16 protein-coding genes and 1 pseudogene are annotated in these 17,825 nt (G+C 63.0%); 10 read left to right on the top strand and 7 right to left on the bottom strand.

The features are described 5' to 3' along the window. The first annotated feature begins 71 nt into the window (after nt 1–71). Nucleotides 72–2,804, top strand: coding sequence for a DNA gyrase subunit A (gyrA, locus tag BLS26_RS00630; RefSeq protein WP_092507516.1), 2,733 nt, complete (start codon nt 72–74; stop codon nt 2,802–2,804). A gap of 123 nt (nt 2,805–2,927) precedes the next feature. Here the strand turns inward: gyrA and BLS26_RS00625 are convergent, their stop codons facing one another. Together BLS26_RS00625 and BLS26_RS37120 are read right to left on the bottom strand one after the other, a co-directional pair. After that, nucleotides 2,928–4,544, bottom strand: a complete 1,617-nt coding sequence (locus tag BLS26_RS00625) for a glycosyltransferase family 39 protein (RefSeq protein ID WP_092517464.1) — start codon at nt 4,542–4,544, stop codon at nt 2,928–2,930. Between the two features lie 377 nt (nt 4,545–4,921). Then, nucleotides 4,922–5,008, bottom strand: a pseudogene (locus tag BLS26_RS37120) (autotransporter outer membrane beta-barrel domain-containing protein); the annotation flags it as partial. Between the two features lie 46 nt (nt 5,009–5,054). Here BLS26_RS37120 and BLS26_RS00620 point away from each other — a divergent pair. Next, nucleotides 5,055–5,294 carry a LysR substrate-binding domain-containing protein gene (locus BLS26_RS00620; RefSeq protein ID WP_092507514.1) on the top strand — a complete coding sequence of 80 codons (240 nt, stop codon included), beginning with the start codon at nt 5,055–5,057 and terminating at the stop codon, nt 5,292–5,294. 134 nt (nt 5,295–5,428) lie between these two features. On the opposite strand, the gene BLS26_RS00615 is transcribed toward BLS26_RS00620, so the two are convergent. Together BLS26_RS00615 and BLS26_RS00610 are read right to left on the bottom strand one after the other, a co-directional pair. Continuing rightward, on the bottom strand, nt 5,429–5,956 hold the full coding sequence (locus BLS26_RS00615; protein ID WP_092507512.1) for a hypothetical protein: 528 nt from the start codon (nt 5,954–5,956) through the stop codon (nt 5,429–5,431). A 169-nt stretch (nt 5,957–6,125) separates the two neighbouring features. Next, nucleotides 6,126–8,048, bottom strand: coding sequence for a potassium transporter Kup (locus BLS26_RS00610; RefSeq protein WP_092507510.1), 1,923 nt, complete (start codon nt 8,046–8,048; stop codon nt 6,126–6,128). 391 nt (nt 8,049–8,439) lie between these two features. Between BLS26_RS00610 and BLS26_RS00605 the strand changes: the two genes are divergently transcribed. Continuing rightward, nucleotides 8,440–9,930: a porin gene (locus BLS26_RS00605; protein ID WP_092507508.1), complete on the top strand. Its 1,491-nt coding sequence runs from the start codon at nt 8,440–8,442 to the stop codon at nt 9,928–9,930. Nucleotides 9,931–10,031: 101 nt separating this feature from the next. Here BLS26_RS00605 and BLS26_RS00600 read toward each other — a convergent pair whose 3' ends face one another. Further along, nucleotides 10,032–10,292: a hypothetical protein gene (locus tag BLS26_RS00600; protein ID WP_092507506.1), complete on the bottom strand. Its 261-nt coding sequence runs from the start codon at nt 10,290–10,292 to the stop codon at nt 10,032–10,034. 286 nt (nt 10,293–10,578) lie between these two features. Between BLS26_RS00600 and coaD the strand changes: the two genes are divergently transcribed. Genes coaD through BLS26_RS00580 form a run of 4 tightly spaced genes read left to right on the top strand, consistent with a single transcriptional unit; the run spans nt 10,579 to nt 12,574 of the window. Continuing rightward, on the top strand, nt 10,579–11,076 hold the full coding sequence (coaD, locus tag BLS26_RS00595) for a pantetheine-phosphate adenylyltransferase (RefSeq protein ID WP_092507504.1): 498 nt from the start codon (nt 10,579–10,581) through the stop codon (nt 11,074–11,076). A 48-nt stretch (nt 11,077–11,124) separates the two neighbouring features. Further along, entirely contained in the window at nt 11,125–11,688 is a 564-nt protein-coding gene (locus tag BLS26_RS00590) for a peptidylprolyl isomerase (RefSeq protein WP_092507502.1), read from the top strand. A 5-nt stretch (nt 11,689–11,693) separates the two neighbouring features. Next, nucleotides 11,694–12,134: a hypothetical protein gene (locus tag BLS26_RS00585; protein ID WP_092507500.1), complete on the top strand. Its 441-nt coding sequence runs from the start codon at nt 11,694–11,696 to the stop codon at nt 12,132–12,134. After that, entirely contained in the window at nt 12,110–12,574 is a 465-nt protein-coding gene (locus tag BLS26_RS00580) for a peptidylprolyl isomerase (RefSeq protein WP_092507498.1), read from the top strand. Before BLS26_RS00585 ends, BLS26_RS00580 begins: the two co-directional genes overlap by 25 nt. Before the next feature lie 106 nt (nt 12,575–12,680). Here the strand turns inward: BLS26_RS00580 and BLS26_RS00575 are convergent, their stop codons facing one another. Next, a complete protein-coding gene (locus BLS26_RS00575) occupies nt 12,681–13,163 on the bottom strand; it encodes an ester cyclase (protein ID WP_092507496.1) in 483 nt (160 codons plus the stop codon). A gap of 78 nt (nt 13,164–13,241) precedes the next feature. Here BLS26_RS00575 and BLS26_RS00570 point away from each other — a divergent pair, with 78 nt between their 5' ends. Both BLS26_RS00570 and queA read left to right on the top strand, forming a co-directional pair. After that, nucleotides 13,242–14,171, top strand: coding sequence for a LysR family transcriptional regulator (locus BLS26_RS00570; protein ID WP_092507494.1), 930 nt, complete (start codon nt 13,242–13,244; stop codon nt 14,169–14,171). A 10-nt stretch (nt 14,172–14,181) separates the two neighbouring features. Further along, nucleotides 14,182–15,258, top strand: coding sequence for a tRNA preQ1(34) S-adenosylmethionine ribosyltransferase-isomerase QueA (gene queA / locus BLS26_RS00565; RefSeq protein ID WP_092507492.1), 1,077 nt, complete (start codon nt 14,182–14,184; stop codon nt 15,256–15,258). A gap of 84 nt (nt 15,259–15,342) precedes the next feature. Here the strand turns inward: queA and BLS26_RS00560 are convergent, their stop codons facing one another. Beyond that, nucleotides 15,343–16,380 carry an aspartate-semialdehyde dehydrogenase gene (locus BLS26_RS00560; RefSeq protein ID WP_092507490.1) on the bottom strand — a complete coding sequence of 346 codons (1,038 nt, stop codon included), beginning with the start codon at nt 16,378–16,380 and terminating at the stop codon, nt 15,343–15,345. Nucleotides 16,381–16,689: 309 nt separating this feature from the next. Here BLS26_RS00560 and tgt point away from each other — a divergent pair, with 309 nt between their 5' ends. Continuing rightward, a complete protein-coding gene (gene tgt, locus BLS26_RS00555) occupies nt 16,690–17,823 on the top strand; it encodes a tRNA guanosine(34) transglycosylase Tgt (RefSeq protein WP_092507488.1) in 1,134 nt (377 codons plus the stop codon). The last annotated feature ends 2 nt before the right edge of the window (nt 17,824–17,825 follow it).

The raw sequence follows: 17,825 nt of genomic DNA, 5'->3' as shown, positions 1-17,825 counted from the left end.
GGGCCATGGGGTGGTTATCCGACCCCTGATGCGCTATATGATTCTCAACTGAGAACTGACCGGATTCCCCTTTGTCTGACCCTGAAGATAACAAGCCCGGCGAGCCGCCGGCGCCTTCCGATATTCGTCCCGTTTCCATCCTCGACGAGATGAAGAAGTCCTACCTCGATTACGCCATGAGCGTAATCGTGTCGCGGGCGCTGCCGGACGCGCGGGACGGGTTGAAGCCCGTGCATCGGCGCATCCTGTATTCGATGTACGAACAGGGCCACACGCCGGACAAGAAATACGTCAAATCCGCCCGCGTCGTCGGTGACGTGATCGGTAAATATCATCCGCATGGCGACCAGTCGATTTACGACGCGATGGTCCGGATGGCGCAGGATTTCTCCATGCGCGTGCCGCTGATCGACGGCCAGGGCAACTTCGGTTCCGTCGACGGCGATCCGCCGGCCGCCTATCGATATACCGAAGCCCGTCTGACCAAAGTGGCGATGGAAGTGCTTGGCGATATCGACAAGGATACCGTCGATTTCATTCCGAACTACGACAGCTCCGAGAAAGAGCCGGCGGTTCTGCCGGCCAAGTTCCCGAACCTCCTGGTCAACGGCGCCGGTGGCATCGCGGTCGGCATGGCGACCAACATCCCGCCGCACAATCTCGGCGAAGTCATCGATGCCTGCGTGGCGCTGATCGACAATCCCGCGCTGACCATCGACGAGCTCATCAACATCATTCCGGGACCGGATTTCCCGACCGGCGGCATTATCCTCGGGCGTCAGGGCATCCGTTCGGCCTATCACCTCGGCCGCGGCTCGATCGTGATGCGCGGCAAGGTGACGATCGACACCATCCGCAAGGATCGCGAAGCGATCATCGTCAGCGAAATTCCCTACCAGGTGAACAAGGCCACCATGGTCGAGCGCATCGCCGACCTGGTGAAGGAAAAGAAGATCGAGGGCATTTCCGACCTGCGCGACGAATCCGACCGCGACGGTTTCCGCGTCGTGGTCGAACTGAAGCGTGATGCGGTGCCCGAAGTGGTGCTGAACCAGCTTTATCGCTTTACGCCGCTGCAATCGAATTTCCCGGCAAATATGCTGGCGCTGGACTCCGGTCGCCCGCAGACGATGAACCTGAAGGACTTCCTGACGCTGTTCGTCGCGTTCCGCGAGCAGGTGATTACCCGCCGCACCAAATACCTGCTCAACAAGGACCGCGACCGCGCCCATGTCCTGGTCGGCCTTGCAATTGCCGTTGCCAATATCGACGAGATGATCCGGGTCATCCGCACCTCGCCGGATCCCACCACCGCGCGCGACACCCTGATGTCGCGCGACTGGCCGGCGCGGGATGTCGAGGCGATGATAACGCTGATCGACGATCCCCGGCATCGCATCAATGACGACGGCACCACGCGGCTGTCGTTCGAGCAGGCCAAGGCCATTCTCGACCTGCGGCTGCAGCGGTTGACCGCGCTCGGCCGCGAGGAAATCTCCGCGGAGCTCGACAAGCTCGCGGTGCAGATCGCCGACTATCTCGATATCCTGCGTTCGCGCGCGCGCATCCAGGCCATCGTCAAGACCGAGCTTGCCGAGGTGAAAGAGAAATTTGCGACGCCGCGCAAGACCGTGATCATGGAGCAGGAAGGCGAGGTCGAGGACGAAGACCTGATCCAGCGCGAGGACATGGTGGTGACGGTCTCGCACGCCGGCTACGTCAAGCGTGTGCCGCTGTCGGCCTACCGGGCGCAGCGCCGCGGCGGCAAGGGCCGGGCGGGCATGCAGACCCGCGACGAGGATTTTGTCTCCAGGCTGTTCGTGGCTTCCACGCATACGCCGGTGCTGTTCTTCTCCTCGCGCGGCCAGGTCTACAAGGAAAAGGTCTGGCGGCTGCCGGTGGCGCCGCCGAACGCCCGCGGCAAGGCCTTGATCAACATCCTGCCGCTGGAGCAGGGCGAGCGCATCACCACCATCATGCCGCTGCCGGAGGATGAATCCTCCTGGGGCAATCTCGACGTCATGTTCGCGACCACGGGTGGCAACGTCCGCCGCAACAAGCTGTCCGACTTCGTCGATGTCCGCCGCTCCGGCATCATCGCCATGAAGCTCGATGAGGGCGAAGCGATCGTCGACGTCCAGATCTGCACCGAGCGCGACGACGTGCTGCTGACCGCCGCCGGCGGCCAGTGCATTCGCTTCCCCGTGCCCGACGTGCGCGTTTTCACCGGCCGTACCTCGATGGGCGTGCGCGGTATCGCGCTCGGCACCAACGACACGCTGATCTCGCTGTCGATCCTGCGCCATGTCGAGGCGAGTTCGGACGAGCGGAGCGCTTATTTGAAGATGCGCCGCGCGGTGGCCGGCGAGGGCACGGCCGACGAGCCGGTCGATACCGAAAGCGAGGAAACCACAGGCACGATCCAGCAGCTTTCGACGGAGCGGTACGCCGCGATGTCGGCCGAGGAGCAGGTAGTGCTGACGGTGTCCGTCAACGGCTTCGGCAAGCGCACCTCGTCCTACGAGTACCGCACCACCGGCCGCGGCGGCAAAGGCATCGTCGCGATGAACGTCAACAACCGCAACGGCAAGCTGGTGGCGTCGTTCCCGGTCGAGGATGCCGATCAGATCATGCTGGTGACGGACAAGGGCCAGTTGATCCGTTGTCCGGTCGAGGGCATCCGGGTCGCCGGCCGCTCGACCCAGGGCGTCATCGTATTCGACACCGCCGAGGACGAGCACGTCGTGTCGGTCGAGCATATCGGCGACGACGGCGAAAACGGCGAGAACGGCAACGGCGGCTAGCGCCGCCGCGGCCAGGAACCGTCGCGTACGATCGGTTCGCCTCGAAATCGGTGGCTGCGGCGCGTAACGCCCGCCCGACTGCTTGTCCAGACGTGCCAACGTCGGTAGGAAAAGTCGGACGGGTCAGTTTTCCGGGCTCGATTGTATTCGCTTTCTGGCGCTGAGATCCTCGTTGCTTGGGCCAATTGGCGGCGTGATCGGATCCGTGCGGGCAGGGGGCACGATCAGGGCGATCACGCGCCGGCTCGTTCCGGGCGTTCCCAACAGCCTCGATTGCACGACGAATTGCGCGTTGAGGAATTCGGTCGCGCGCGCCGAGGTTTTTTGCATCCATTCGATGCAGGGTGCGTCTCCTTCAAAGCACAAGGCCGCCCAGCCCCGCTTGAGAGTGGTCTGGCGTGGCAAGCCCCAGGTATATTGGTAGGCGAACGGCCTCGCGTAAACCGGATGATCCGGGCTGTAAAAGGCCGTTGCGAACGCCAGCGCGTCATCGCCGCTCACCGCCGCCAGCGGCATGTTTGTTTGTTCATGCCATTCCCGGGTCAACTCTTCGGCGGCCAGCCGGTAAAAGCTACGACCTTCTTCGTAACCGTGAATGTTCCGGTAGATCGCGTGTATCGGCGCGGCAACGATGACGGCGATCAACGCGATGCCGGTCATCATGACCGCCAGATTGACCGTGTAAAATCGCTCGATCCGATAGCTGGTCCCGCAAACGATCAGGACGGCCAGCAGGAACAGGCCCTGATGTGCCCAGAGCGAAGGCATGTCCGTGCCAAGCGCGACGGCGGTGACGATGGGAAAAACAAGGGTTCCAACGGCTACCAGGAACAGCAACCGGAGGCCGTCGTTTATCGTTCTGTAGTCCTGCGGAAATCGTTCCAGGCGATACCCTGCGATCATCACCCAGGTTGCGGCAGGTATGGCCAGCGTTGCGGCCAGGCCCAGAACGAAGAAAAGCGCTTCATCGAGTGCCTGCCCGAAGCCGAAGCCCGCATGAGCGAGCGCATAGTCGAACGGCGCCGCGCCGGTTGTCGCCAGCCAGTGCAAATGCGGCCCGAGCACGACAAGTCCCGCCACCACGGAGACCAACGGCGCCCCCGAACCGAAATAGGCGCGGCGTTGCGGGTGACAGATCGCAGCGAAAACGAAGCTTCCGACCAGGAAGATCGAGTAATATTTGCCAAGCATCGCAATCGCGGCCGTTGCGCCCGCGGCGGCGGCCCAAACCAAATGGCGGCTCTCGAAAGATCGCAGGAAGCAATATGTCGCAAGCGGCCAGATCGCCAGCAACACCGAGTTGGCGTTGAAGCGCTGGGCGTGAAACTGGTAAGTCGGCAACAGCATCAGAAGCAGCAACACGATGATCCGCTTGTCGCCCGTCACAAAGCGGCGGGAGATCAAGTCGACGCACCACAATGCGACGGCCGCGTTGACCATCGACATCAATTGCAGGGACCAGTCGGTCAGCGGAAATATCGATGTCCATGCGCGAGCCACCCAGCCCATCAGGGGCGGATGCTTCGGATTGCCCCACTCGAAAGTGCGCCCGAGGGTCCACGTTTCCAGTACGTCCGGATGAAGATCGGCTCCTAGATAGGCAATGGATAGAAACGCCCACCACAGGGCAACAAAGCCGACCAGCAGAAGTGGGATCGCCCAACCCCGCTCAATTCCGTCGAACCATTTCAGAAACGGCTGACGCCAGCGGGCGGGCGCCAAATCGGACCTTGCCGCCATCGCCGAAAATGCAAAATCGAACGGCACTTCAACCAACTCACTTTAAGGCGAAGCTGACAGGCCGCTCATCCAACCCGAAGTCTCAAGGAAAACAGGTTGCCATGACGCTGTCAGCGGCGCTGCTTGTACAGGGATTGCCGACCAAACAGCGCACCTCTTATCTAGAAAAAGTGTAAATATAGCGGCGGCACCGGCTTTTGGGTCAAAAGCCGGTCCCGAGCGCATGTTGTCCGTCGAGCATATCGGCGACGACGGCGAAAATGGCGAGAACGGCAACGGCGGTTAGCGCCCGAGAGCGGCGCGAGCCCGGGCCGGTGACGTGAACAGCGTTTCGTTAGCCGGCCTCGGGTAAGGCCGGCATCACAGCCGATGTCGGCTCACCACGCGTAGCGTACCACGCCCTTGCCGGCATAGGAGCGCGTGACGTTAGAGAACTCGCCCTCGAAGGTGCCGGCAACTGACCAGCAGCCACTTCATCTCCGCGGAATCTGGCTCGAGAGCTTTGCCGCGATGCGCGAGGTGGTGCGAGCAAGCGATGCGATCAGCTGGGCGCCGGTTCCGCTTCTGGAGCCTTATTGGCGCAGAGGCGAACTCGCCCATCTCGTGATGAAGCCGGCGCCGATCGACATCGAATTCGGCCTCATCTACCAGCGCCATCGCACACCGGCTCCCGCCGTGACGGCTTTCATCGAGATCATCTCGGCGATTGCCGCGAACAGGCCGGTGCCTCGCAACCTGACCGGCAAGTAAGATCGCCGTAGGGCACCAATCCGCGGATGATGATGCTCGCAGCTAATCTGGAAGCGGGATTAGGCGCGGGAGTAGCGAATAGCCAGTAGCGAATGGCGGGTAGGCAAGCTGCACCGCCCGCCGCCGGTCGGACCTTACGCCGGCAACCGGCGTCCGAGGTGGAATTCGCCGAGCCACATCAGGAAGAACGCGACCATGTAGGCCAGCGTCTTCAGGGTGTAGATGATCCAGATATACGCGTGCGGAATCTTGTGCGAATAGAATACGTCCAACGCGTACATCGCAAAGGAAAACAGCAGCGCGCACATGGCGCCAATCGTGCACCAGTTGATCAGCCGCTGCAGACGGTCCTGCAGGTGCCCGAGCTCTCTCCACGATAGATAGAGCACCACAACCACCGCTCCGATGCCGTAAATGAACAGCGGAGAGTTGCGCAGCCACGCGCTATAGTTGGGCTGGCCCGGCGGCAGCGTCATGCTGAACCAGACGTTTTCCGGATTGTAGTGCAGCACCAGCCGGATGACGAAAAAGACGATGATGAGCAGCAGGATCACGTCCCAGGAGCCGCCGGCGAACCTCTCGCGATAGTAGAAGCCGATATAGGCGTAGTAGACCGACATCGTAAGCGAGGTCGTGAATACGCCGAGCAGCAGAAGCTGCATTAGCTTCTGTGATCCTTCCGGTGTCGAGAAAGCGTCACAGACATGGTTGGTCCCCCCAATTGTCGGGGGCATAGCAGCAACCAAAGATTGTACGGCAACGGCTAAAACTTGGTGCTTCAACCGGGTCGGGCCGCGTCGGCACGGCGGAGTGATCCCCTGATTGGATGATCTAGATCTCGATCTCGGTGCCGAACTCGACCACCTGCTTGGTCGGCACGCCGAAGAACGCCGCCGTGCGTTCGGCGTTGCGCTGCAGGAACGCGAACAGCGATTCCCGCCAGACCCACATGCCCGGAATATCCTCGCGCGGGATGATGGTCTCGCGGCCGATGTAATAGGTGATGTCGGTGAGATCGATGCCGGGCAATTTGCCTTGCTTGCAGGCGAGGATCAGGCCGTCATAGATCGTCGGATACTGCATGAAGCCGTAATGCAGGATGACGCGCATGATGCCGGGGATAACCTCGATCACCTCGGCGCGATCCTCGTCCGGGATGCGCGGGGACTCCTCGATCAGCACGGTGACCAGCACCACGCGCTGGTGCAGCACGTGGTTGTGCTTGACGAACTCCGTCAGCGCCAGCGGCACGCCCTTGGGCGAGGACGCCAGGAACACGGCGGTGCCCGACAGCCGCGCATGGCACTTGTTGACGGCGGTCTCGATCAAATCTTCCTCCGGCTGCCGCAGTTTTCCGCGCGCGGCTTCCACAAGTTTGACGCCGCTGCGCCAGGTCAGCATCGTAAAGGCGACGACGGCCGCCAGCAGCAGCGGAAACCAGCCGCCTTCGAACAGTTTGACCGAGTTCGCGGCAAAGAAGATGCAGTCGATGATGAAGAAGAAGCCGTTGACCGCGATCACGATGAACGGCGAATAGCCCCACTGGATCGCGACCAGCGCCGCCAACAACGTCGTGATCGCCATCAACAGCGACACCGCGATGCCATAGGCGCCGGCCAGCGCGTCCGAGGTGCCGAAGCTGAGCACGGCGCCGAGCGTGGCCGCGGCCAGCAGCCAGTTCACCAGCGGCACATAGATTTGTCCGATCGCGTCGCTGGTGGTGTGCCGGATCTGCATCCGCGGCAGGAAGCCGAGCTGGATCGACTGTTGCGTCAGCGAAAACACGCCCGAAATGATCGCCTGCGACGCGATCACGGTAGCGACCGCCGCGAACGCGACCAGCGGGTAATGCGCCCAGTCGGGTGCGAGCTGAAAGAACGGATTGTCGATTGCGGTGGGGTCTGAAACCAGCAAGCCCGCCTGGCCAAAATAGTTCAGCACCAGCGCGGGCAGGGCGATGGCGAACCAGGCCAGCCGGATCGGGAACCGGCCGAAATGGCCCATGTCGGCGTACATCGCCTCGCCCCCGGTCACGGCCAGAAACGCGGCGCCGAGAATGGCGAAGGAGACGTGGAAATCCTGGTGGATCAGGAAATTGAAGGCATAGAGCGGACTGAGGGCTTCGAGCACGACCGGCGCCTTGACGATGCCGTGGATGCCGAGCGCGGCCAGAACGGCGAACCATCCGACCATCACGGGACCGAAGATTTGGCCGATCACCCTGGTGCCTTTCTTCTGCATGACGAACAGGCCGATCAGGATCACGACCGTGATCGGTACGACAGCAGGCGCCAGCGACGGCGCATCCACCTTCAGGCCTTCGATGGCGCTCAACACCGAGATCGCCGGCGTAATCGCGCCATCGCCGTAAAGCAGAGCGGCGCCGATCAGCCCGACCACCAATAGATGCGCGCGCCACGTCCCCGGCTGTGCATTGCGCGCGGAGAGCAACGCCAGCAATGCGACGATGCCGCCTTCGCCGCGATTGTCGGCGCGCAGAATCAGAAGCGCGTATTTGATCGAAATGATCAGGATCAGCGCCCACAGGATCAGTGATACCACACCGAGGATGGCCGCATGCGTCAGCGGCCCGCCATGGCTGGCGGCCTTGGCGGCCTCCTTCAGCGCGTAGAGCGGGCTGGTGCCGATGTCGCCATAGACGACGCCGAGGGCGCCGATCGTGGCTGCGGTGGGCAGTAAACTGGAATGGTCGGAGGTTGCAACTGGCGTACTGGTCACTGGTGCGGCCCCCATTGGCACCGCGCTAGCCAGGTCATCCGGGGAGCACGGTCAACCGCCAGTCTGCGACGAGACGTCGCAAATTGCTATGGGGTCATGGCGCGTTCGGCGGCGAACGCTGGACCGGGAATGTGGACATCAGGGGACGAAGCCACTTCAGCGGAGGCTGAAGACACGCCGTCATCAAACCGTCATTCCGGACCGATCACGGCTTTTTGTATGATAAAATTAGCTGTTTAAATTAGCTGTTGCGCGCCTGCACTTTCGCAGCCACTGCCGCGCTCGGTATATCGGCCCGCGATACAGCGAAAGGTCCGTGCACCGCTGTCTCAACTAAAACGCGGCAATGATGGGACCGGATCAATGGTGTTGACGGTGGCACACGTCAGCCCGGAGCAATCAGAAAATGAAGAGAACGCTGGTATTGGCGCTCGCGATCGCGAGCCAGGTCGCCGCTGCGCATGCCGCCGACGTCGATCCATTCGCGGTCAAATCGCAGTTCAAGGATCCGCTTCCGGATTCCCTGACCTGGCAGGGCGTCACGCTGTTTGCGACGCTGGATCTGGGCGCCGCCTATCAGACCAACGGCCGTCCGCTCGGCAGCGTGGTTTCGGGGCTGGAATACATCCCCTTCACGACGACGCGGAACTATACCGGTCAGTCCATCTCGACGATCACCCATAGCGCGCTCGAGCAATCCAAGATCGGGGTGAAGATCGATGAGCCGCTGGCGTTCGGCTGGAGCGCGGTGGGCCGGGCGGATACCGGCTTCGATCCCCTGACGGGAAAGCTCTCCGACGGTTGCAGCTCGATCCTGCAAAACGCCGGCCTGGTTTATACCCAGCAGAATTCGAATGCGGACTCCGGCCGCTGCGGCCAGGCGTTCAACGGGGTGCTCTATGGCGGTCTCAGCAACAAGCAATACGGCACGCTGACGATCGGCCGGCAGAACTCGCTTCAGCTTGACGGGATCGGCGCGTACGACCCGATGGCGCTCTCCTATGCGTTCTCGCTGCTCGGCTATTCCGGCACCAACGGCGGTTCGGGCAGCACCCAGGCGGCGCGCTGGAACAACTCGGCCAAATACGTCTACGACTTCGGTCCGATCACGGCCGGCGCCATGTACTCCAACGGCGGCTCCAACTCGGGCATGTTCGGAAACGGCTATGGCTTGATGGTCGGCGGCCACTACGGCGGCTTCTCGGCCCAGGTGAACTACACCAAGGAGCACGGCGCCGTGAATCTCCAGTCTGCCGTCAATGACGCCGTCGGCTCGCAGACGCTTGCCGCCAATATTTCAGACAATACGACGTGGTCGGCGATGGCAAAATACACCTGGCAGCTCGGGGGGAGTTCTCCGGCGTCCTATCCGACCAAGGCGCGCATGGCCGAAACGCCGAGCGACAAGTTTTCGATCTTCGCCGGCTACACCCATGTCGATCAGGCCAATCCGAGCTCACCGGTGCTGTTCGGCGACGCCGCGGGCGGATACGTGCTGACGTCATCAGCAACCTTGCCGGACAACGACGCCTTCACCACCGACAAGGTTCTGCAGTTCTTCTGGGCCGGCGCCAAATACGAATGGGCCTGGGGCCTGAGCGTCACCGGGGCGTACTACCACGTCAACCAGAACTCCTACGTCGCCGACGGCGCGCCTTGCGTCGCGGGCGGCGCCAGCAAGACGGATTGCAGCGGCAACTACGACCAGGTGTCTTTGCTGGCCGACTACGTCCTCAGCAAGCATTTCGACGTCTATGCCGGCGCCACCTACGCCAGGGTGACGAACGGTCTGGCGTCGGGATTCCCGGGAACGCCGGGGGCCAAGTTCGGCTTTGCCGGCACCGGGACGAGCGTCGATACGGCGTCCTTCGTGACGGGATTCCGCGTCAAGATCTGAACGCTGCGCGCGGTCCGAATCGAAGAGGCCCTCAGGGGGCATCCCGAGGGCCTCGATCCAGAGCAACCTGGAAGGAAAACAATGTCGTTGTCAGCGGAGCCCTACGGGGTACGGTCGGCGGTAACCAGGCGCGCTTCGTGGATCGGAGCCGCCTTGGTGCCGGCGACGCGGAGGCAGGAAGCCTCGAAATTCGGCCAGGCCTGCTGCGAGCAGTCCCTGCCGACCGCACGGACGTCCAGCCGGTCAGCCTTGGCAAGGGCCTGCGGTACGCTGGCTTCGACGGTCGGGGCAAAGCCGGGCAACACGGTGAGCGCGGTGGCGATGAATGCAGCAGCGGTGATGGCGGAAAGAGCCTTGATCATGACGGTCCCCTGTCATGGGCCTTCGCGGCCCGTCGTTTCGTTGGTTGAACTTGTAGCCAGCGCAAGTTTCCGGGAGTCTTCGCCAACCCCTAAAATGGTTTCTTCCCGGCCGAGTTTTGTTTCGTCGCCCATTGACCGACGAAACAAAGGCCGGTTGCCAAGCAGACGCGCTGACCCCGGGACTGGTTCATTGGCCGAGGCGAAATAAAAGACCGCCCGGCCAAGGAACCTATCGGGGGAACGGGGCCGGCTTGCCCGGCTGCCCGGGGCGGGGTAGACGGAGCCTATGCCCCGCATCGCGCTTTATCCCGGCTCTTTTGACCCCGTCACCAATGGCCACCTCGACGTGGTCAAACACGCCGTCGGTCTCTGCGACCGGCTGATCGTGGCTATTGGCGTCCATCCCGGCAAAAAACCGCTGTATTCGATCGAGGAACGCCTGGACATGGTCCGGGCGGTATTCGGCCCGATCGCCGCCAAGGCCGGCTGCACCTTCGAGGCCACCACCTACGACAATCTGACGGTCACGGCGGCGCAGAAGGCCGGCGCCACCATCATGATCCGGGGCCTGCGGGACGGCACCGACCTCGACTATGAGATGCAGTTGAACGGCATGAACGAGACCATGGCACCCGACGTGCAAACGGTGTTCCTGCCGGCTTCGGCCGCGGTCCGCCCGATCACCGCCACACTGGTACGGCAAATCGCCGCCATGGGCGGCGACGTTTCCGCGTTCGTACCGTCATCGGTCGCCGCTAGCCTCAAAAAGAAATTCGCGGGCTGACACGCTCCGCGATTTGCAACTTTCCTGTTTCACCTGACCGGAGCTTTCATGATCCGAATTCTCGCCGTCCTCGCCGCGCTGATTTGCGCGGCGCCCGCCATCGCCCAGCCGCTGCCCGCCAATCTCGACAAGGCGAACGCGATCGTGATCGACACCACCAAGGGCCGCATCGTGATCAAGCTGCGGACCGATCTGGCGCCGCAGCATGCCGAGCGCATCAAGCAGCTCGCGCGCGAGGGCTATTACAACAACGTGCCGTTCCACCGCGTGATGGACGGCTTCATGGCGCAAACCGGTGACGGCAAGAACTTCGACGGCACCGGCGGTTCGAAATATCCGAACCTGAAGCAGGAATTTTCCAACGTGCCGTTCAAGCGCGGCATCGTCGGCATGGCGCGCCGCGGCGACAGCGTCGACACCGCGAACTCGCAGTTCTTCATCATGTTCGCCGAAGGCTCGAGCCTGAACGGTCAGTACACCGTGATCGGCGAGGTCGTGGCCGGCATGGATGTGGTCGACAAGTTGAAGAAGGCGCCGCCGGGCTCGTCGGGCGGGCAGGTCACCGACCCCGACAAGATGGTCAAGGTGCAAGTCGCATCCGACATCAAGTGACGCCCATGGCCACGCCCCGCAGCAAGCCACTCGCCTGGTTTGCCGCGGTGCTGCTGTGGCTTCTATGGTCCGGCGAAGGGCGGACCGAGCCGCCGGCGCTCGACAGCCTCAAGGAAATCTTCGTTAGATTGCATTCCTGCTGGAAACCGCCGCCGCTCTCGGCTGCCAATCCGATCGACATCACGGTCGTTGTCAGTTTCAACCGCGAGGGCGTCATTCTCGGCCACCCCCGGATCACCTATGAATCGGAGCAGGCCAGCGACAACGACCGGCTGCAATACCGGGTCGCCGTGATGGAAACATTGCAACGCTGCACGCCGTTGCCATTTACCGAGGGACTGGGCGGCGCCGTTGCAGGCCGGCCTCTCGCGATCCCTTTCAGAACCCGAAAACGTCCACCCAAACCTGAAGAGAAAAGAGCATGGCTGATACCGAAAATACTTTGATCCTTGAAACCACCCAGGGCCCCGTCACCATCGAGATGCGCCCCGATCTGGCCCCAGGCCATGTCGCCCGGATCAAGGAACTGGTGCGCGAAGGATTTTACGACGGCATCGTGTTCCACCGCGTGATCGAGGGTTTCATGGCCCAGACCGGCTGTCCGCAGGGCACCGGCACCGGCGGTTCCGGCAAGAAGCTGAAGGCCGAATTCAACAAGGAACCGCATGTCCGCGGCACCACCTCGATGGCGCGGGCTGCGAGCCCGGACTCCGGCGACAGCCAGTTCTTCATCTGCTTCGACGACGCCTCCTTCCTCAACAACCAGTACACGGTCTGGGGCAAGGTCACGTCGGGCATGGAAAACGTCGACAAGATCAAGCGCGGCGAGCCGGTCAAGGATCCCGACAAGATCGTCAAGGCGCACATGGCTGCGGACGCGGCGTAAGTTTGCTCCGTCATTCCGGGATGGTGCGTTAGCACCAGACCCGGGATCTCAAGATTCTGGGGTCGATGCTTCGCATCGCCCCCAGAATGACGATCGCGGTGAGCGCCTACTTCGCCGTAAGCTGCCGCACCGCTCCGATCCAGTCCTCAACGTGATAGCTGCGCACCATCTTGCCGCCTTCAAGCGTATGCACGTCGATCGACATCAGCTTGAAGGACTTGCCGCTATAGGGCGCGCCGAAGAACTCGCCGGCCGGGGTGCCCGTGGCTTCGCCGCGGACGGTGACCTGGTTGCCGGCGACGGCGATCTCCTTGATTTCCCATTTCAGGTCGGGAACGGACTTCAGGCGCTGGCCGACACCTGCGATGATCTGGTCACGGCTGTTGCACTCATTGTTGCCGCGGCAGGAGACCCAGTCGGGTGCCGTGGCCTGGCGGATGAAATCCGCGCTGTCGCCGGCGTTCTCGGCATTCAACGCCTTGTAGAACGGCGCCACCGCGGCCTTGGCGGCGTCCGTGTCGACTTCGGCCCGGGCAGGTAGGATCGCGAGACAAATCGCTGCGGCACAGATGACGGGAACTGACTTCATGAAGGCTCCTTGATCGATTTGGTGCCGGTGGTATGAAGCCGGACTGATTATCGATCAAATGAGTAATTGTGGCCCCTCATGAACGAAATCGATTTACGCCGGTTCGACCTTAATTTGCTGGTGGTGTTCGAAGTCCTGATGATGGAGCGCAATGTCACCCGCGCGGCGGAGCGGCTCGGGCGGACGCAATCCGCCGTCAGCCATTCGCTGGCGAGACTGCGCCAGCAACTCAACGATCCCTTGCTGATCAAGGCGGGGGTGCGGATGCAGCCGACGACGTTCGCGCTCGATCTGCTGGAACAGGCGCGGCCGCTGCTGCGCGGCATGCAGCGGGTGCTTTCGCCTCGGCAGATTTTCGATCCCGCCAGCTCGCGCCGCGTGTTCCGTGTGGCGGCGTCGGATTTCATGCAGACCATGTTCGCCGATCTGCTGGCCCGCCTGCGATCGGAAGCCCCCGGCGTGGCGGTCGAATGGGTTGCGCCGCGCGATCCGTCGCTGCTGGATCTGGCGGAGGGGCAGATCGATCTTGCGATTACGCCGGCGCAATCGAAATTGCCCGAGGGTATTAGCGGCGAGGCCGTCGGCACGCTGGAATGGCGCTGCTTCGCCCGCAAGGGCCATCCGGCCTTTTCGCGGTGGGGCGTCGAGGCCTGGATGCGGTGGCCGCATCTGGCGGTTCGTGTCAGCGACGTCCTGACCAGCCCGGTCCAGGCGGCTGCGACCGCGGCGGGACTGGAGCGCAAGATCGCCGGATGGGTGCCGCACTTCTCCGCGATTGCGCCTATTCTGGAAACTTCCGACCTGCTGGCGACGCTGCCGTCGATCACCAGGACAGGTCTAGGCTATGCCTACGACCTGGACAGCCGAAGAGTGCCTTTTCCGATTGCGGCGTTGCCGCATGTCATGCTCTGGAACAAGGGCCGCAGCGGCGATCCCGAAATCGCTTGGCTGCGCGACCGGCTGCTGCCGATCATCAAACGCAAGTTCGCTGGCGAGAAGCCGCGATAATTGGACACGCATGCGCACCGATCTCTTCGACTTCGAACTTCCCGCCGCCAACATCGCGCTGCGGCCCGCGAGCCCGCGTGATTCCGCGCGCATGCTGGTGGTGCAGCCGGACGGCGTACTGCGCGACCGCACTGTCGGCGAGCTGCCGCAATGGCTGGAGCCCGGCGACCAGTTGGTCGTCAACGACACCAAGGTAATCTCCGCACAGTTGAAAGGCCGACGCATCGGCCGCGACACCGAGCCGAAGATCGAGGCGACGCTGATCAAGCGGCTCGACGGCTCGCGCTGGCAGGCGCTGGTGAAGCCGGCCAAGAAACTCGCGCCGGGCGATGTCGTCCGCTTCGGCAATGAAGGCAAGGTCTGCCTGCTCGGCCATCTCGACGCGACGGTGGAAGCCAAAGGCGAAGAGGGCGAGATCACGTTCTCGTTCTCGTTCCACGGGCCGACGCTGGACCAGGCCATCGAGGACCTCGGTACGCCGCCGCTGCCGCCCTACATCGCCTCCAAGCGCACGCCCGACGAGCAGGACGCCGCCGACTACCAGACCATGTTCGCGGCTAGGGAAGGCGCGGTCGCGGCGCCCACGGCCGGGCTGCATTTTACGCCGGCGCTGGAGGCGGCGTTACGCGCGCGCGGCGTCGAACTGCACCGGCTGACTTTGCATGTCGGGGCAGGAACGTTTCTCCCGGTCAAGGTCGACGACACCGCCGGGCACAAGATGCACGCCGAATGGGGCTCGATCAGCGCGGAAACTGCCGCTGCGTTAAATGCCGCGCGCGCCAGGGGCGGCCGCATCGTCGCGGTCGGCACCACCTCGCTGCGGCTATTGGAGAGCGCCGCTGCCGAGGACGGCACCATTCAGCCGTTCAGCGCCGAAACCTCGATCTTCATCACGCCCGGCTATCGCTTTCGCGCGGTGGATATTCTGCTCACCAACTTCCATTTGCCGCGCTCGACGCTGTTCATGCTGGTGTCGGCGTTCTCCGGGCTTGAGACCATGAAGGCGGCCTATGCGCATGCGATCGCGGGTGGGTATCGGTTCTATTCGTACGGCGATGCCTGCCTGCTGTTTCGGGCAGAATCGTAGGGTGGGTTAGCGTAGCGTAACCCACCATCTTTTTTGCATGTGTATTGGTGGGTTACGGCTTCGCCTAACCCACCCTACAAATCATCACGCCATCGCGCGTTGCGGCAGCAGTTCCGCGATCTGGATGGCGTTGAGCGCTGCGCCCTTCAACAACTGGTCCGCCGAGACGAACATCGAGATTGAATGGCCGGAGGGATCGCTGAGATCCTTGCGAATGCGTCCGACGAGGACGTCGTCCTGGCCCGAGGCATCGACCGGCATCGGGAAGTAGTTGCCGGCACGGTCGTCGACGATCTTGACGCCGGGGGCGCGGGCCAGGATCGCACGGACTTCGTCCTCGGTGATCGGCCGCTCGCATTCGAAGGTGATGGCCTCGGAGTGCGCGCGCAGCACCGGCACGCGAACGCAGGTGACGCCGACGGCGATCCGCTCGTCCTCGAAAATCTTCCGGGTCTCCTTGATGACCTTGCTCTCCTCGTCGTTGTAGCCGGTCTCGGGATCGATGGCGGTGTTGTGGCTGAACAGGTTGAAGGCGTAGGGGTGCGGCATCACCTTCGGCGTGAAGACCTGCCCGTTGAGGCTTGCCCGGGTCGAATCCTCCAGCTCGCGCATCGCCGCCGCACCTGCGCCGCTGGCGGCCTGATAGGTCGAGATGATCAGGCGCTTGATCCGGTTCTTGCTGTGGATCGGCCATAGCGGCACCAGCGCCGTGATCGCCGAGCAGTTTGGAACGGCGATGATGCCCTTGTGCTCCCTGATGCGGTTGCCGTTGATCTCGGGGATGACCAGCGGCACGTTCGGGTCCATCCGAAAGGCCGAGGAATTGTCGATCACGACGGCGCCGGCCTTCACCGCCGCAGGCGAGAACTTCCTCGAAGTGCCGCCGCCGGCCGAGAACAGCGCAATGTCGACGCCCTCGAAGGAGTTCTCGGTGAGCTCCTCGATCACGATCTTTTGCCCGCGGAAGTCGACGGTCTTGCCGGCCGAACGCGCGCTCGCCAGCGCCTTGAGCTTGCCGACGCGAAAGCCGCGCCGATCCATGGTGGCGATGAATTCAGCGCCGACGGCGCCGGTCACGCCGGCAATGGCAACTACGGGATCGTGGGTCACTTCGGTCTCCATTTGAGTCTTTATTTGAGCATGATCTTCTCGGAAAACCGGTTCCCACTTTTCCGGATCATGCTGCAGGCAATAAAAAAGCCCCGGTCCTTTTCAGGCGGGGCGCTTCGGTTCAGTTGATGCGATCGTTCGACTACGCGCGCACGCCTCCGAAGGCCCCAGAGGGCGCTTTGGTTTTCAGGGTGCTTTTGGTCGAAGTCGTCATGGCGCGGACTTATGCGGCAGGTCAGCGCCGCCGTCAACGTGTTTTGGGCTGAAATTCAGCCCGAACGAGGTTGAACAGAGCAGCCATGTCACGCCATAAGCTCCCACATGACCGTTCCCAACCATTTCGAATTGCTCGCGACCAACGGCGCCGCCCGCACCGGCCGGCTGACCACGCCGCATGGTGTGATCCGAACGCCGGCCTTCATGCCGGTCGGCACCGCCGGCGCGATGAAAGGCCTGCATTGGCGCGAGGTGCGCGATGCCGGCGCCGATATCGTGCTCGGCAATACCTATCATCTGATGCTGCGGCCCGGCGCCGAGCGGATTGCAGCCCTCGGCGGCTTGCAGAAATTCACCGGCTGGAACGGGCCCATGCTGACCGACTCCGGCGGTTTTCAGGTGATGTCGCTGTCGGAACTGCGCAAGGTCACCGAACAGGCGGTGACGTTCCGCTCGCATATCGACGGCGCCAAGGTCGAGCTGTCGCCGGAGCGCTCGATCGAGGTGCAGCGGTTGTTGGGTTCGGATATCGCGATGCAGATGGACGAATGCGTGCGGCTGCCGGCCGAGCGCGCCGACATCGAACGCGCGATGCAGTTGTCGCTGCGCTGGGCCGTGCGCAGCAAGCGCGCCTTCGAAAGCGCGCCCGAGGGCTACATGCTGTTCGGCATCGTGCAGGGCGGTGACATCCCCCAACTGCGCCATGCCAGCGCCCGCGGCCTGGTCGAGATCGGTTTCCACGGTTACGCGATCGGCGGGCTTGCGGTCGGCGAGCCCCAGGCGGTGATGCTTGACATGATCGAGGAGACCGCGCCGGAGTTGCCGGCGGACCGCCCGCGCTATCTGATGGGCGTTGGCACGCCGGAAGATCTGCTGGAGGCGGTGGCGCGCGGCATCGACATGTTCGATTGCGTGATGCCGACACGGAACGGCCGTCACGGCATGGCGTTCACCCGGTTCGGTCAGATCAATCTGCGCAACGCGCGCCATGCCGACGACCCGCGGCCGCTGGATGAGGAGAGCGCATGGCCGTCCGCGCGCGATTATTCGCGGGCCTATCTGCATCATCTGGTGAGATCAGGCGAGACGCTGGGCGCGATGCTGCTGTCGGACATCAACGTCGCCTACTACCAGCATTTGATGCAGGGCATGCGCGATGCGATCGCCGCCGGCGGATTTGAGGACTTCAAAAAACAAACGCGCGCCGGTTGGGCGCGCGGTGATATTGCTGCGAGGTAAGT

The sequence above is a fragment of the Afipia sp. GAS231 genome (assembly GCF_900103365.1).
Taxonomy (GTDB): Bacteria; Pseudomonadota; Alphaproteobacteria; order Rhizobiales; family Xanthobacteraceae; genus Bradyrhizobium.
This window is presented reverse-complemented; position numbering and strand designations above follow the sequence as displayed.